The 16,079-nt window shown below is 63.3% G+C and carries 13 protein-coding genes; 3 read left to right on the top strand and 10 right to left on the bottom strand.

Annotated elements, in window-relative coordinates; translation table 11 throughout:
• Positions 1 to 14: 14 nt before the first annotated feature.
• Positions 15 to 1,373 (top strand): class I SAM-dependent DNA methyltransferase, encoded by a 1,359-nt coding sequence (locus AC1RRC_RS01605; protein WP_493053493.1) that lies wholly within the window; start codon positions 15 to 17, stop codon positions 1,371 to 1,373.
• A 148-nt stretch (positions 1,374 to 1,521) separates the two neighbouring features.
• Here AC1RRC_RS01605 and tssH read toward each other — a convergent pair whose 3' ends face one another.
• From tssH to AC1RRC_RS01555, 10 genes are all read right to left on the bottom strand, one after another.
• A complete protein-coding gene (gene tssH, locus AC1RRC_RS01600; RefSeq protein WP_493053492.1) occupies positions 1,522 to 4,263 on the bottom strand; it encodes a type VI secretion system ATPase TssH in 2,742 nt (913 codons plus the stop codon).
• A 10-nt stretch (positions 4,264 to 4,273) separates the two neighbouring features.
• Positions 4,274 to 5,308: a type VI secretion system baseplate subunit TssG gene (tssG, locus tag AC1RRC_RS01595; RefSeq protein WP_493053491.1), complete on the bottom strand. Its 1,035-nt coding sequence runs from the start codon at positions 5,306 to 5,308 to the stop codon at positions 4,274 to 4,276.
• Entirely contained in the window at positions 5,293 to 7,149 is a 1,857-nt protein-coding gene (tssF, locus tag AC1RRC_RS01590; protein ID WP_493053490.1) for a type VI secretion system baseplate subunit TssF, read from the bottom strand. The genes tssG and tssF overlap by 16 nt, the downstream gene beginning before the upstream one ends.
• Positions 7,150 to 7,228: 79 nt before the next feature.
• Positions 7,229 to 7,789 (bottom strand): type VI secretion system baseplate subunit TssE, encoded by a 561-nt coding sequence (gene tssE, locus AC1RRC_RS01585; RefSeq protein ID WP_493053489.1) that lies wholly within the window; start codon positions 7,787 to 7,789, stop codon positions 7,229 to 7,231.
• Positions 7,782 to 8,609, bottom strand: a complete 828-nt coding sequence (locus tag AC1RRC_RS01580; protein ID WP_493053488.1) for a type VI secretion system accessory protein TagJ — start codon at positions 8,607 to 8,609, stop codon at positions 7,782 to 7,784. Before AC1RRC_RS01580 ends, tssE begins: the two co-directional genes overlap by 8 nt.
• A gap of 108 nt (positions 8,610 to 8,717) precedes the next feature.
• The gene (locus AC1RRC_RS01575; protein WP_493053487.1) at positions 8,718 to 9,209 is read right to left on the bottom strand and encodes an Hcp family type VI secretion system effector; all 492 of its coding nucleotides are present in this window, start codon (positions 9,207 to 9,209) and stop codon (positions 8,718 to 8,720) included.
• Between the two features lie 39 nt (positions 9,210 to 9,248).
• Positions 9,249 to 10,739: a type VI secretion system contractile sheath large subunit gene (tssC, locus tag AC1RRC_RS01570; protein WP_493053486.1), complete on the bottom strand. Its 1,491-nt coding sequence runs from the start codon at positions 10,737 to 10,739 to the stop codon at positions 9,249 to 9,251.
• Positions 10,740 to 10,751: 12 nt separating this feature from the next.
• Positions 10,752 to 11,252, bottom strand: coding sequence for a type VI secretion system contractile sheath small subunit (gene tssB / locus AC1RRC_RS01565; protein ID WP_371867866.1), 501 nt, complete (start codon positions 11,250 to 11,252; stop codon positions 10,752 to 10,754).
• 32 nt (positions 11,253 to 11,284) lie between these two features.
• A complete protein-coding gene (gene tssA / locus AC1RRC_RS01560) occupies positions 11,285 to 12,397 on the bottom strand; it encodes a type VI secretion system protein TssA (RefSeq protein ID WP_493053485.1) in 1,113 nt (370 codons plus the stop codon).
• Positions 12,398 to 12,566: 169 nt separating this feature from the next.
• Entirely contained in the window at positions 12,567 to 13,331 is a 765-nt protein-coding gene (locus AC1RRC_RS01555) for a serine/threonine-protein kinase (protein WP_493053484.1), read from the bottom strand.
• A 141-nt stretch (positions 13,332 to 13,472) separates the two neighbouring features.
• On the opposite strand from AC1RRC_RS01555, the gene AC1RRC_RS01550 reads away from it, so the two are divergent.
• Entirely contained in the window at positions 13,473 to 14,720 is a 1,248-nt protein-coding gene (locus AC1RRC_RS01550; RefSeq protein ID WP_493053483.1) for a serine/threonine-protein kinase, read from the top strand.
• Complete coding sequence (locus AC1RRC_RS01545; RefSeq protein ID WP_493053482.1) at positions 14,717 to 15,997, top strand: GAF domain-containing protein; 1,281 nt, start codon at positions 14,717 to 14,719, stop codon at positions 15,995 to 15,997. The genes AC1RRC_RS01550 and AC1RRC_RS01545 overlap by 4 nt, the downstream gene beginning before the upstream one ends.
• Positions 15,998 to 16,079 lie beyond the last annotated feature (82 nt).

Here is a 16,079-nt window from a genome sequence, read left to right as displayed (position 1 = left end):
TTTGAGAGCACCGAATGAGAAAATCCAACACCAAGATGGCGCGCAAAGCGGAGCGCCAAAAAATTTCGCTGGACGATGCGCTGCAACTGGCCATCGACACCCACCGGCAAGGCCAGCCGCGTCTCGCTTCGCAGCACTATGCGGCGATCCTGGAAGTGGCGCCGCGCCACCCGGACGCGCTGCACTACATGGGCGTGGCGCAGCACCAGCTGGGCCAGCACGACGCGGCGCTGCGCCTGATCGGCAATGCGCTGGAAATCGCCCCGGATTACGTTGATGCCCGCAACAACCTGGGCAACGTGCAAAAGGAAATGGGCCTGTTTGCGGATGCCGAACACTCGTACCGCCAGGTACTGGCGGCCCGTCCCGATTTCGCGCTGGCCCACAACAACCTCGGCGTGGTGCTGCGCGCCCAGGACCGCTTGCCGGAAGCGGCCGAATGCTACCGCGCCGCCCTGGCCATCGCGCCGACGTTTGCGCAAGGCTGGATCAACCTCGGCCACGTCCTGAAGAAAAACGGCGACGAAAAGGAAGCATTGACGGCTTACCGCAACGCGATTTTGCACTCGCCGGAAAACCCGGAAGCGTACCGCAACCTGGCCCGCGCACTGGTGTCCCAGCAGCGCCGCGAAGAAGCGCTGGAAATCTACCGCCAGTGGGAAAAACTCGAACCGGACAATCCCGTGGTGCGCCACCATATCATCGCCTGTGAAGGCGCCGGATCGGGTGCGGCTATGCCGGAACGCGCGTCCGACGCCTATGTGCAAACCGTGTTTGACCGCTTTGCCGGGTCGTTTGACGGGGTGCTGGAAAAGCTCGGCTACCGCGCCCCCGCGCAGTGCGGCGAGATGGCGGCAACCTTGCTGGGGGCGCCGCAAGGCGCGCTTGATATCCTCGACGCGGGTTGCGGCACCGGCCTGTGCGGCCCGCTGCTGCGGCCCTTCGCCCGCAAGCTGGCCGGCGTCGACCTGTCCGGCGGGATGTTGGCCAAGGCCAGGGAGCGCGGCGGCTACGACGATTTACAGGAAGGCGAACTGACGGCCTGGCTGCAACAGCAAACTGCCGCATGGGACGCCATCGTGTCGGCCGATACGCTGTGCTACTTTGGCGCGCTGGAAGCGGTGTTTGCCGCGGCATCGGGCGCATTGCGGGCCGGAGGGCACCTGGTGTTCACGGTGGAACAGACGCCCGACGCGGCGCCCGGCGCCACCTCGCTGCTGCATCCGCACGGACGCTACAGCCACGCGGAACACTACGTGCGCAATGCGCTGCAACAGGCGGGGTTTGAAGTGCGGGACCTGCAACACATCACGCTGCGGCAAGAGGCGAACAAGCCGGTGGCGGGCTTGCTGGTGGGCGCGCGCAAACAATAATGGCGACGCACAATCCGTAGGGCGGTTTCCGCCTTGGCGGAAGCCGCCATGCACGCGGACCTGTATTGCCCGCGCCATCTGCGGCGCACGCATGGCGGCTTCCGCTTCGCGGAAACCGCCCTACGGAATACCGCCCCGGACTCCGGAATCAGGCGAATCCGTACGCGAACTCGCCGCCCTCCACCGTCACATTGACGCCCTTGATTTCCCGGCCCTCGATCATGCGGTTCAGGAATTCGCGGCTGATATCGGGCAGCATGGTATTGGTGAGGATCGCGTCGATCATGCGGCCACCCGACTCGCCTTCGGTGCAGCGCGACACTACCAGCTTGACCACCTCGTCGCTGTAGTCGAATGGAATCTTGTAGCGCGCTTCCACGCGCTTCTTGATGCGGTTCAGTTGCAGGCGCACGATCTGGCCCAGCATCTGGTCCGACAGCGGGTAGTACGGGATCGTCACGATACGGCCCAGCAGCGCCGGCGGGAACACTTTCAGCATCGGCGCGCGCAGCGCCTTGGCCATGCCCTCCGGATCCGGCATCAAGTCCGGATCCTTGCACAGGCCCGCAATCAGGTCGGTCCCCGCATTGGTGGTCAGGATGATCAGCGTGTTCTTAAAATCGATGAAGCGGCCTTCGCCATCTTCCATAAAGCCCTTGTCGAACACCTGGAAGAACATTTCGTGCACGTCCGGGTGGGCTTTTTCCACTTCATCGAGCAGCACCACGGAATAGGGACGGCGCCGCACGGCTTCGGTCAGCACACCGCCTTCGCCGTAACCGACATAGCCGGGCGGCGCGCCTTTCAGGGTCGACACCGTATGCGCTTCCTGGTACTCGCTCATGTTGATGGTGATGAGGTTCTGTTCCCCGCCATACAGGGCCTCGGCCAGCGCCAGCGCGGTTTCCGTCTTGCCGACGCCGGACGTACCGGCCAGCATGAACACGCCAATCGGCTTGCTCGGGTTATCCAGGCCCGCGCGCGAGGTCTGGATCCGCTTGGCGATCATTTCCATCGCATGGTCCTGGCCAATCACGCGCTGGCTCAGGATGGACGCCACCTTCATGATGGTTTCCATCTCGTTGCGCGCCATGCGGCCCACCGGGATGCCGGTCCAGTCGCCCACCACCGACGCCACCGCCTGGTAATCGACGGTCGGCAGGATCAGCGGCGATTCGCCCTGCAATTCCGCCAGCCGGGTTTGCACGTCCTTCAATTGCGCCATCAGCGCTTCGCGCTGGGCCGGGTCCTGCACCGCGTTGGCGGCCCCTGCCGCGGCGCCTTCCTGCTGCGCCGCCGCTTCCAGGCTGCTGCCGGTGCCTTCGACCGGCTGCGCGCCATCGCGCAAAGTCGCGCGCAAGCCCAGCAATTGATCCACCAGTTCACGCTCCGCATTCCAGCGCGATTCCAGTCCCGCCAGGCGTTCTTCCTCCGCCGCCAGCAGGCTTGACGCATCGGCTTCCCGTTTCAGGGTATCGACGCCGATCGCATTTTCACGGGCGATAATCGCCAGTTCGGTTTTCAGCGCTTCGATGCGCTTGCGGCTGTCGTCCACTTCGGCCGGCGTCGCGTGCAGGCTGACCGCCACGCGGGCGCAGGCGGTATCGAGCAGGCTGACGGATTTGTCCGGCAACTGGCGCGCCGGGATATAGCGGTGCGACAGTTTCACTGCCGCTTCCAGCGCCTCGTCGAGAATTTGCACCTTGTGGTGCTTTTCCATGGTGGAGGCGACGCCGCGCATCATCAGGATCGCGCGCTCTTCGCTCGGCTCATCCACCTGCACGGTCTGGAACCGGCGCGTCAGCGCGGGATCTTTTTCAATGTGCTTCTTGTATTCCGCGAACGTGGTGGCGCCGATGGTGCGCAACTGGCCGCGCGCCAGCGCAGGTTTCAGCAAGTTGGCCGCGTCGCCGGTGCCGGCCGCGCCGCCCGCGCCCACGAGGGTATGGGTTTCATCGATGAACAGGATGATCGGCTTGGCGCTGCCCTGCACTTCATCGATGACCGAGCGCAGGCGCTGTTCGAATTCGCCTTTCATGCTGGCGCCGGCCTGCAGCAGGCCCACGTCCAGCACCAGCAATTGCACATCCTTCAGGGTCGGCGGCACGTCGCCGCGCGCAATGCGCTGCGCGAAACCCTCCACAACGGCGGTCTTGCCGACGCCGGCTTCACCGACCAGGATCGGGTTGTTCTGGCGGCGTCGCATCAGGATGTCGACCACCTGGCGGATTTCATCGTCGCGTCCCACGATCGGGTCCATCTTGCCGCTGCGGGCCTGTTCGGTCAGGTCCACCGTGAATTTTTTCAGCGCTTCCTGCTTGCCCATCGCGGCCGGCGCAATGGCGCCGGATGCTTCGCCCGGCGCGGCGCCACCGCCGCTGGCCTGGAAGCCATCGGTGGCCGCCATGCTGGACTCCGGCGAATCCTTCAGCAACGCCGCGAATTTCTCGCTCAGGTCATCGGCCTTGATCTTCTGGAATTGCTGCGAAAGGCCATACAGCGCATTGCGCAAGCCGGAGGTTTTCAGCATGCCGACCAGCAGGTGGCCGGAACGCACCTGCGATTCGCCGAACATCAAGGTGCCATACACCCACGCGCGCTCCACGGTTTCTTCCAGTTGCGACGACAGGTCGATCGACGCGGTGGAGCCGCGCGGCAGGCGGTCCAGCGCGGCCGTCAGGTCGCGCGCCAGCGCGGCCGCATCGATTTCATAATGCTTGATCAGGCGCAGCAGGTCGGAATCCTGCAATTGCAGGATCTGGTGCATCCAGTGCGACAGTTCCACGTAGGGATTGCCGCGCAGTTTGCAAAACACGGTACTGCTTTCAATGGCGCGGTAGCAAAGGGAATTCAGTTTGCCAAACAGGGCGACGCGGCTGATTTCTGCCATGATGTTTTCCTTAGCCCGCGAGGGCGCTTGGGTTGATGTTGGGGTTTACAATCAATTGATCCGGATTGCGCTCCGGCGGCCTGCCGGCCGGCCACGTGGTCCAGCCAAGACGGGGGCCATGCCGGCCCCTGCCGCCCAGCCGCAACGCCGGTGTTTCTTCCTTCTTCAAAACCAGTTTCACGTCCCAGTCCAGCGCCAGCCCGGCATAGCTCTTCACCCAAGCCACCAGGCGCTGCATGCTGTCGCCGCCGGGCAGCAGCCGTTCATAGTCCGCAAAGCCCATCGGGCCGATCACGAGGCGGAATTTGTTCTGGCAATCCCAGACGCTCTTGCCCAGCACCGTGGTCATGCCAAGCCTGGCGCCTTCTTCATGGCGGCCCAGCCGCGACTGGATTTCCGTGGGCAGGCGCATCCAGTGGCCGACGAATTGCTCGACCCGCACCGGCAAGTGGAAATAGGCGGACAGGATGACTTCCAGTCCGCTGGCGGGGCGCGCATTGTTGGCCAGCAGTCCGGCGAAATGCAGTTTGGCGAAGTCGCCGATGGCGTCGCGCTGGCGCATCGCCGGCGAGCCGATGCCGAACAGCGAACCGACAAATTCGCCAAAGCGGTCCGCGTCGGCGCGGTCCAGGCTGATGGCCGGTTCATTTTGCGCGCGCGCGCGGTAAAACAGCGACAGCAGCCGGTGGTGGAAGACGTCGAGGAAGGCCAGCATGGTGCCGTCGCCGCCATTGCGCAAGCGGTCGCGCACGTATTCCGTGATGTGGGTCGGCATCGGGCCGTTGGCGCCCAACAGGCCAAAGAAATTCACGGCCAGGCGCGCTTTCGCGTCGCCGCTGGCGCGCTTGAAGCCGTGCAGCATGGTCGGGTGGAAGGTCAGCGACGCTTCCTGGCCAAAGCGCACCGCGTCGTCGCGCGGCCGCAGCGAGGCGCCAATACGCGGCAAATGCGGGTGCGCGTTTTCGATCATGCGCAGCACTTGCGTGAAATCCATGCGCGCCGCGTCGCGCTCCAGCGTGGTTTCGACGCTTACAGGATCGCGCATACGCCTCCCCTGGCCGGCCAGCGCATGATGTCGCCGCGGCTGACGGTGCGCACCACGGTTTCCGTGAATGAATTGATCGACACGTATTGCGCAAAGAAGTGCGCCAGCACGCCGCCCAGCAGGAAGGCGCCGGTGCCTTCAAAGGCCGCGTCATCGAGCGTCAGGGTCAGTTGCAGGCCGCGCGCAAAGGCGATCGGTCCCGGCGACGGCATACGCCGCGTGACCGGCGACGTCGCGATCGATTGCACCCCTTCAACCTGGCGCTGGCCGTTCATGTCGGCCGGGTGGCAATACAGCGACAGCATTTCACGCAACGCGACGGCGCCCTGGCGGGCGTCGCTGTCGGTCAGCGACAGGTAATTCAGGGACAGATGGTTCAGCAGGCGCCAGGCCACCGAGCCTTCCGCGAACGACGCATGCGGCTGGCTCGGTCCCGCCACGCAGCGCACCGACGTCACCGGCGCGCCGGAATCGAGGATGAAATCGGTCTTGCCGACGCCAAGCGGCATCGACAGCGGCAAATCGCGGTTGGTGCACCACACCGTCAATCCCAGCTGGCGCAAGTCTTCGCTGTATGGCGCCTCGTTGGCGTCGACGATGGAAATGAAGGCTTCGCTGCCGATATAGCTGGAGCGCGGGCCCACGCGGCGCTGCCGCTGCGACACCACGCGCGGTTCACGGCGCAAGTGGTAAAACGCTTTTTCCTGGTGCAGGCTGCCGATGTCGCGCGCGGTATAGAACGGCCTGAACACCTGTTCCGCGCTGGCGCCGGAGCCATAGCCCGTCACTTCCTCGACCTGGAACACTTCGAAATCCATGGGCCGCGTGCGGTCCACCAGCACGTGGTATTCAAACTGGTCGCCACTGATATTGATGCGGTCCGCGCGGCGCTGGAACAAATTGATGGCGGGCGTGCAATTCAACGCGAAGTTGGACGCATCGAGTACCTGCTCCAGCTGGCTGTCCCCCTTGTTCAGCAACAGCACGATGTCGGCTTCGCCACCGGCACAGCGGGCCAGCGCCTGCTGCAGTCCGGCGACGCGCACGAACAGGAAGCGCGCGGGGAAGGCAAAATATTCCTGCAGCAGGCGATAGCCTTGGAACGTGCGGCGCCCGCCCGGCAGCAGCGCTTCGTCTTCCGCATAGCCGCGCTGCGACACGGCCGACTTCGGCAACAGGGTTTGCGCGCCGTCCGGACTGGTCACCAGCACCCCCTCGATATTGCCGAGGATTTTTTCAACGATTTTCACCGGCAATTCATCGCTGCCGCGCACGTGCAAGTCCAGCTGGTCCAGCGCCAGCGCGCTGAAATTCACACCGCCGGTGGTGCGCAGCTTGAGCCGGATCCCCGCCTTGACGGCCGGCGGCAATTGCAGGTCCAGTCCCGCTTGCGTGAAGAAGCGGGCTTCCTGCAGCTCGACCGGCCACATGGTGACGTTGTGCGCGGTGCGGTATTCGCAGGGCGTGCTGTCGCCCTTGCCCAGCACGCTGCGCATGGCGGTGCCGCGTGGCACCAGGAAGCCCTGCTTCAACGCGGGATTCGACAAGTCCGGCTGCAACTGCACCACCGCCATCGACGGCGTCGGCGCCAGGAAGTGGGGGTACACCAGTTCCGACAAATGCTGGGTGAAACGGGGGAATTCCGCATCCAGTTTCATTTGCACGCGGGCGGCCAGGAAGCTGAAGCCTTCCAGCAGGCGCTCGACGTACGGGTCCGCGCATTCAAAGCCTTCCAGGCCCAGCCGGCCGGCAATCTTGGGATATTCGCGCGCGAATTCCCCACCGACTTCACGCAGGTGCTGCAATTCCTGACTGTAGTAGCGAAGCAGGCGCGGATTCATGACGACTCCCGACCGAAACACCGCCGCGGGTGCGCAACCTTGCCAGATGCCTGGATGATATAACTTAGCAGGCGCGGGTTCATGACGAGACGATCCTGAACGGCGCCATGGTGGGAACGAAGGTGGGCGCCTGCGTCGGCACGGCGCCGCCGGTTTCCTGCAGGCGGATCGAGGCGCGGTCGATATCGAGTTCGGTTTTCAGGTACAGCCGTTCAGGGTAAGGCTGCGCCCACATATCACCTTCAATTTCAAACATGATGGTATTGCCTGAGGATTCTTCCGCGATGGCGCGCACCGCCACCGACGCCCGGATCAGGCGCGGCTCGAAGTCCCAGATCGCCTGGCGGATGCCGCGTTCCAGGTCCATTAAATTCATGCCGGCGACCGACAGGCCGGAAATGTCCGGCATGCCGTAATTGACCACCGACCCTGACACATGGGGCAGTTTCGGCAAATTCGTGACAGACAGCAAATTCGTAGTATTCAGCAGCCAGCCCAGGTCGCGCAGCACGCTTTCGCGCAGGGTGCGCAGCGACAGCACCCTTCGTTCGCGCGACTCGACCGACTTGTCCGGCTCGTCATCGGTCAGGCGGTCCAGCAGCGACGGTTGCAGCCGCTCACGTGGCGCCAGTTCAGCCATTACCGCCTTCGCCGCCTGCATCACCGGAGTCGCCGGCTTCGCCGAATTCAATCGTGCGCACGTCCATCAGGGCGAATTCACCCGCATCGGTGGCAAACATGCGCTGGCCAAGGGCGTGGCCTTCGTCATTCCATTCGGTGCGGCGCGCCAGCAGCAGCGCATCGTCGGCGCCGGCGCCGGCGTGCACGGTGCCGCTGTAGCGGGTCGGGATGAAACCGACCGTGGTGGCGCCATTGGTCCAGGTGAACGTGGCCGGCATCCACACGTTGTCGCGCAAATCCACCGGCGCCGCGATCTCGATCCTGGAAATATGCATCATCGGCACCCACAGGTAGCGCCCATTGAGGATGGTTTCCAGCACGGGTCCGAGACGCGTGTCGCTGTCGGCCAGCCATTCGAACGGCGTGCCGTTGATGGCGCCGCCAATGGCGGGGGCATCGGCAAAGGCGCGTTCGCGCGCGGCGGCGCCGGCGTCCGGTTCGCCTTCGGCTTCCAGTTTCAATGCTTCGAACAACAGCGCAACCCATGGTTGCGGTTCGCCGAAGACCACCGGCACGCGCTTGCCCGCGATGACTTCTTCGCGCAGCGCTTCGCACTGGATCGTTTCACGGTAAGCCTGCGCCATCGGCAGCGCGGCGGCATCCATTTCAGCCGTCACATTCAGCTGGTTCAGCGCGCGGTTCCATTGCCCTTGCACGCACAGCAGCTGGAACAGGAAAGTACGGAGGCGGGAATTGGCGGGATCCTTGCGGACCTGGTCTTGCAATGCGGCGAGCGCGGGAGCCAGTTGTCCCTCGCTGATGAGCTGTAGCGCGTCCATGGCTGAGAGGTTCTTTCAGTCTTGTGAGGGAACCGCCGCCAGCGCCCACATAAGGGCGGCGGCGGCGGGAGGGAGGCGTTGCCGCCTCCGGGTAAAGCTTGCGTGCTATTACTTGCTGGCGTTGGCGGCGATGTCCCAGTTGAACACGCCACCGGACGCGGTCACGCCCTTCTCGTTTTGCAGGAAGTACTCGAACTTCACTTCAGCGAAGTTCAAGGTGACGTTTTCCGTCAGGCGGTCTTCGCCGCCGGAACCACCGGTCGAGCACGACGTCACCAGGACCTTGGTCATGGTGATTTCCAGGTACTTTTGCTGGCCTTCGCCGGCTTTGCGCACCAGCAGCTTGGCGGTCGGGATGTGCGAGCCTTTGGCCAGCGCGATCAGGATCGCTGGCGAAGCCTTGTCCAGGTATTTGGTGAACGAGATATCCTGGAAGTTGGCCTTGCCGGCGCCACCGCCGCCGCCGGCGTGGAACGAACCGGAGTTGCTGGCGCCCCAGCTCCACGCCAGGATGTCGATATCGCCTGCTGCTTTTTGTGCTTTGTCCTGGGTTTCGCCTTTGATGGTGGCGCCCAGATTCAGGAACATGTCTACTGCCATTTTAATCTCCTAGTAAATTTAACGTTGGGTGACGTCGGATCAGCCGCCTTTGGCGGACGGCAGTTTCGAAACCAGGCGCAGCGACACGGTCAGGCCTTCCAGCTGGTAATGCGGACGCAGGAAGAACTTGGACGTGTAGTAGCCTGGATTACCTTCAACTTCTTCCAGCAAAACTTCAGCCGCGGCCAGTGGTTTCTGGGCCTTGGTGCCTTCGCTCGAGTTGGCGGGATCGCCGTCAACATAACGGTTGATCCAGTTACTGAGCCAGCGTTCCATTTCATCGCGGCCCTTGAACGAACCAATCTTGTCGCGCACGATGCACTTCAGGTAATGCGCGAAACGGCAGGTGGCGAACAGGTATGGCAGGCGCGCGCCCAGGTTGGCGTTGGCGGTCGCGTCCGGATCGTCGTACTCGGCCGGCTTGTGCAGCGACTGCGCGCCGATGAAGGCGGCGAAGTCGGTGTTTTTCTTGTGGATCAGCGGCATGAAGCCATTGGCGGCCAGTTCCGCTTCGCGGCGGTCGCTGATCGCGATTTCGGTCGGGCACTGCATCGCCACGCCGCCGTCGTCGGTCGGGAAGCTATGCACCGGCAAGCCTTCCACCGCGCCGCCGGATTCGATGCCGCGGATGCGCGAGCACCAGCCGTATTCCTTGAACGAACGGTTGATGTTGACGGCCATGGCATACGCCGCGTTGGCCCAGGTGTAGTTTTTCGAACCCGGAGCCGAGGTATCTTCTTCAAAGTCGAAGGCTTCGACCGGATCGGTCTTGGCGCCATACGGCTGGCGCGCCAGGAAGCGCGGCATGGCCAGGCCGACATAGCGCGCATCTTCCGATTCGCGGAACGAACGCCATGCGGCGTGTTCCGGGGTCTGGAAGATCTTGGTCAGGTCGCGCGGGTTCGACAGTTCGCTCCACGATTCCATCAGCATCACCGATGGCGCGGCGGCGGAAATCAGCGGCGCGTGCGCGGCGGACGCGATTTTCGCCATGCCGGACAGCAGTTCCACGTCCGGGGCGCTGTTGTCGAAGTAGTAGTCGGCCACGATGGAACCGAAAGGTTCGCCGCCGAACTGGCCGAATTCTTCCTCGTACATCTTCTTGAAGATCGGGCTCTGGTCCCATGCGGTGCCCTTGTATTTCTTCAGGGTCTTGGCCAAGTCGTTCTTCGAGATGTTCATCACGCGGATCTTCAGCGTTTCATCGGTCTCGGTATTGTTGACCAGGTAATGCAGGCCACGCCACGCCGATTCCACTTTCTGGAATTCCTCGGTGTGCATGATCAGGTTGATCTGTTCCGTCAGTTTTTTATCGAGGCCGGCGATCAGGCCTTCGATCGTCGCCAGCACATCGCCGGAAACCAGGTTGGTGCCGGCCAGCGCTTGCTCGGCCAGGGTTTTCACCGCGTTTTCAACCGCTTCCTTGGCCTTGTCCGACTGCGGTTTGAATTCTTTTTGCAGCAGGCTGCCGAAGTCGCTCAATTCGAGCGTACCGGTTGCCCCTTGCTGCGCTTCTTGGGTCTGAGCCATCTGTTCCTCCGTTTATTCTTGTGGTTTCGGCGCCGACGTCAGCGCTTGCATCAGCGCCGGATCGTTCAAGACCTTGCCGATCAATTCTTCCGCGCCGGTCTTGCCATCCATATAGGTCAGCAGGTTCGACAACTGGCTGCGCGCTTCCAGCAGCTTGTTCAGCGATTCGACCTTGCGCGCGATGGCGGCCGGGGTGAAGTCGTCCATGCTTTCAAACGTCATGTCCACCGACAGGTTGCCTTCGCCAGTCAGCGTGTTCGGCACCTGGACGGCGACGCGCGGCTTCATGGATTTCAGGCGTTCGTCGAAGTTGTCGACGTCGATTTCGAGGAACTTGCGGTCCGCCACTGGCGCCAGCGGATCGGCGGGCTGGCCCGACAGGTCGGCCAGCACTCCCATCACGAAGGGCAGCTGGACGCTCTTTTCGGCGCCATAGACCTCGACGTCGTACTCGATCTGTACGCGCGGCGCACGGTTGCGTGCGATGAATTTCTGGCTACTTTCTTTGCCCACGATTTACTCCTCCATGAAAAATGCTGCCAGGGTCAGTATTCCTGCTGCTGTTGATCTTCCGGGCGCGGGCCGCTAACGGCCAGCAATTGCGTCATGCCATCGGGCGCGAGGTCTTCCATGATTTCAAAGAAGTTCTTCGGCACCAGGCGCTTGGCCCTGTCCAGCAGCAACGGCACCGGGCTCGATGGCTCGTACTGCTGGTAATACTTGTTGATCTTGTCGAGCATGCGGATCACGTCCGCACGGCTGGCGATTTCGCCACTGATGGCGGCCGGTGCGCGGGCGGCGCGGCGGCCCGCCGGCGCGGCCTGGCCATCGCCACTGTCCTCTTCATAGCCGGCCTCATCGCCGCCGGCGTCGCCCTCATCGGCACCCTGCCCGGCCGCGCTACCGCCCTCGCCGGCGGCGTTGGCTTGCTGTTCCGACAGGAAGTCGCGGCCACGGCGCAAGGTGCGCGTCAGGCCGTCAATATTGAGCGCCTGCGAACTGCCGACCTGGCGCACCAGCGTGAGTTCGGCTTCCGAGGCGGCATCGAAGGCGCGCGTCGCGGCGTCGAGCGCGGCCGCCATTTTTTCAGGATCGGCATCCAGCGCGGCCGCCTCGATCGAATGCAATTCAATCTTGGCTTCGCCTTCCGGCGTGGGAATTTCACCGCTGGCCAGTTCCAGCAGGCGCACCGACAATGGACCCAGTCCCGGCAGCATCAGCAAGGTCGCATCCTTGACCTCGCGCAGGAAGCTGCCGTCGGTCAGCATGGCCAGCGAATTGATGCGCAACATCGGATCCATGCCATCGTCGGGATCGAGTTGCGGATGCACGCTGTCCCAGCGCTCGTCGAGCAGGCGGCGCGCCAGGGTCATGCTTTCAGCCAGGCCGTCCATGCCGTGCAGCGCCAGGCCGGCACGGGCCAATGCCATGACGATACGCAGGTCGCGGCTACGCTCGAGCAAGCCGGTTGCCAGGCGCTTGACTACTTTCCATTCAGGAGGGACTGCGGGAGTGATCGTGTCGCCGTACTGGACTTCCGGCTTGCCTTGCAAGGCTTGTTCAAGTTCCAGGAATTCAGGATCGTACTCGAGGTTCGGGCCACACGGCTCGTCCGGCGAGACTTCCTGAAGCAAAGCGTCGATGTCCACCATACTCATGGGCTGTTTTTCTGCTTGTTAATGCCGATCACGACTATAAAGGGAAATTCCATTAAATTCCAGAAAATAATTCTATTTCTGCCATAGGCTGTTGCCTGTGTTTTGGAACCAGTATAGGCGCATGTAACCGCTTGTTTATTTGCTTGTTAAGGCGGCGCGGATGATGGCATCAAAATAGGGAGGAATTATGGAGATCCGCCCGCATCGCCGCCGCGCTGGCAAAGCGTTGTCCGCAGTCCGCCGACAGCGCGCGCGCCAGCACCGCGTCGAATGCCGCGCGCATCGGTGGCGCCAGCCACGGCAAGGTTCCCGGCAGCGGCGGCACCTGTCCGCGCAACGCCTGCTGCATGGTTTCAAACGGGGTGCCGCTGAACGGCAGACGCCCCGCCAGCATGCGGTACAACACCACGCCCGCCGCATAAATATCACTGCGCACCGTGACACTGCCACGCATTTGTTCCGGCGCCATGTAACCCGGGGTACCGTGCGCTGGCGCCGCCCCGGGGCGGCATGCAAGGCCGAAGTCAACCAGTAGTAGTCGCCCATGGTGATCGACCATCAGGTTCGATGGTTTGACGTCGCGATGCACGATACCGTTCGCGTGCACATGGGCCAGCGCATCGAGCAACTCCAGGATCCACGCCAGCGCCTGCGCCGGCATCACGCTGCCCGTCCCCAGCCGGGCCGCCAGGGTCGTCCCTTCTATATAAGGTGTCGCGACATAGGCGACCTCGCCGCACAGGCCGTGGGCCGATACGGGAACGATATGGGGATGCGGCGGCAAGCCGGCGGCCAGTTGCGCACCGGCCAGCCACGGCGCACCGGCGCCAGCTGGCGCGCATTTAAGCACCACGGGCAGTCCCGCGCCATCGACCGCCAGCCACGCGCCGGCATCGAGCGCCGACTGCACTTTATAAACGCCACAAGTTTGCATATTTAAGGAATCACGACCATGACGTGCAGAGTTCCGCACCTCGAAAAGCCGGAAGTGCCTTATCATACGCTCAGATGTTTCTGCTATACACTTCCCTCTTTGCCGGATCTAGCCAGTTATTAACCGCCACATAACCGTCACATGAATGAATTGAAGCAGCTGGGCCGATACCAATTGTTGCGCGTGCTGGGACGCGGCGCGATGGGCCTGGTCTATGAAGGCGTGGACCCCAAGCTGAACCGCCGGGTCGCCATCAAGGTGATTCAAATGAGCCGGATCGACGATCCGGCGCTGCGCGCTGAATATGCCGCGCGCTTCATCATTGAAGCGCAGGCGGTGGCGCGGCTGAACCATCCCAACATCGTGACGGTGTATGACTTCGGTGAAGAAAGCGGCGTCGCCTACCTGGTGATGGAATTGATCGCCGGGGAAGAACTGGGCAGCTACTTCGACGATAGCCAGGTGTTTTCACTGGATTTCACCCTGGAAGATTCGGTACGCATGACGTGCGAATTGCTGGACGCGCTTGATTACGCGCACCAGCAAGGCATCATCCACCGCGACATCAAACCCGCCAATGTCATGCTGACCGGCCAGTTGCGGGTCAAGTTGACGGACTTTGGCGTGGCCCGCATGCAAGACGTGGAAGCCAACCATACCCAGGCCGGCACCATGGTCGGCACGCCAAGCTACATGTCGCCGGAGCAGATCATGGGCCAGCCGGTCGGCCCGCGCGCCGACATTTTCGCGGCCGGCATCATCCTGTACCAGTTCCTGACCGGCGAACGCCCCTTCAAGGGCCAGGGCCTGTTCGCGCTGCAGCAGCAGATCGTCTATGGCCAAGTGGCGCCACCCAGCACGCTGAGCCCGCTGATCAGTTCAGCCTTCGACCGCGTGGTATTGCGCGCGCTGGCCAAACGCCCTGACGACCGCTACCCGAGCGCCCGCGCCTTCCGCGACGAATTGCAGCGCGCACTGGCGGGCGATGGCGCCAATCCGGCGGAGACGTTGCCGCCGCCCGTGCGGGCGCCGTTTATGGCAGGGCCACAACCGGGCATGTCCTATGCGACGTCGCCTGGCATGCCGGCGTGGCAGCCTCCCGCGCCGCCGGCGCCGCGGCATGCGCAGCAGCCACCCGGCTGGCCGGCGCCGCACGGCGCCCCGGACGACATGCAATCGATCCTCATCATGCCCTCGAATGCGCGGCCCGTGCCGGCGCCACTGCCAGACGATGTCGACCCGGACGCCACCCACGTGTCAGGCACCGGCCTGCCGGTGACGCCGCTGCCAATGCCGGCGGCGCCTGCGTCCCCCGCATCGGCCACCGCCGCTGACGCCGATTCCACAGTCGTCGGCGCCACCACGCCGCCCGGCGGGGCGCGCCAATGACGTCCGCTGAAGACAGCCTGTATTTTTTCAAGCGGCTGCAGCAACTGACCAATAAAATCCATGCCACGCATGATATCGACGACATCATGCTGGACATGTCGGCCGAGCTGTGCGACTTGTTTGGCGGCGACCGGCTGACGATCTACCAGCTATCCGACGACAAAGCCAGCATGGTATCCAAGGTGAAGACCGGACTGGCATCGTTCAAACAACTGAAACTACCGATTTCCAAGCAAAGCATTGCCGGTTACGCGGCGCTGTCGGGCCGGATGCTGAACTTGCTGGACGTCTATGATGAACATGAATTGCACCGCGTCGACCCGGAACTGAGCTTCCAGCAAGGCGTCGACCGCCGCACCGGTTACCGCACGCAGCAAATGCTGGTCGCGCCCATCGTCGACGAGCGCGGCGCAGTGCAAGGGGTCCTCCAGCTGATCAACAACCGCAAGGGCGGCCCGTTCGATGGTGTGGTGGAGGAAGGCATCCAGCACATTTGCGATTCGCTGGCGATTGCCATGCTGAATAGCCAGAAAGCGCCCACGCGCGAGCGCGGCCGCTTTGCCGCCATGCTGCCGGAAACCGTGCTGCCGCGCGCGCAACTGGACCAGGCCATGCGCAGCGCGGCGGCGCGCAGGCTCGACATTGAAGATGTGCTGCTCGACGAACTGGCCATCCCGCCCGCCACGGTGGGCCGCGCACTGGCCGATTTCTTCGGCACCCCCTATTTCATGTTCCAGGTGGACCGCCGCCGCCCGCAGGGCTTGCTGGATAATTTCAACCGCGAATACGTGGTGCAGCACCAGTGGATGCCGATCGAGGAAAGCCGCAACGGCCTGTATGTGCTGGCGGTCGACCCGGACCAGTTGAAAGCATCCGGCGCCGTGCAGCGCGTGTTCCCGCACGCGGCGCCGATTTACTGTGTGACCACGCGGCGCGAATTCAGCTGGATGGTCAACCAGTTCTTTGGCGCGGCACCGCCGGAAGTCCCGCAGGAAACCACGACGCCCCCCGCCGCCGGCCCCGACCTCGACGCCACCCAGGTCGGCCCCGCCGCCAGCGCGGCACCGCCATGGCCACCGCGCCACCCGGCCACCCCTCCCGCGCAACCCGACGTCGCGCAAGCACTGGTAGCCAATGCGGTTGGCCAGATCGTGCAGACCGCAAGCCTGCACGGCATCACCGAACTGCACATCACGACGTCGCTGGGCGAACATGGCGAGATACGCTTTACCGTAACCGGAGCGCTCACAAAAACGCAACAAAACACAACAAATTAACCAAATTCACCGATTTTTTTATCGAAATTGATGAATGTTGATAAGTTGGATAATGACGAGTTGATGGATTGTGTCCTACATT

The sequence above is a fragment of the Pseudoduganella sp. GW821-FHT12E03 genome (assembly GCF_058807115.1).
This window is presented reverse-complemented; position numbering and strand designations above follow the sequence as displayed.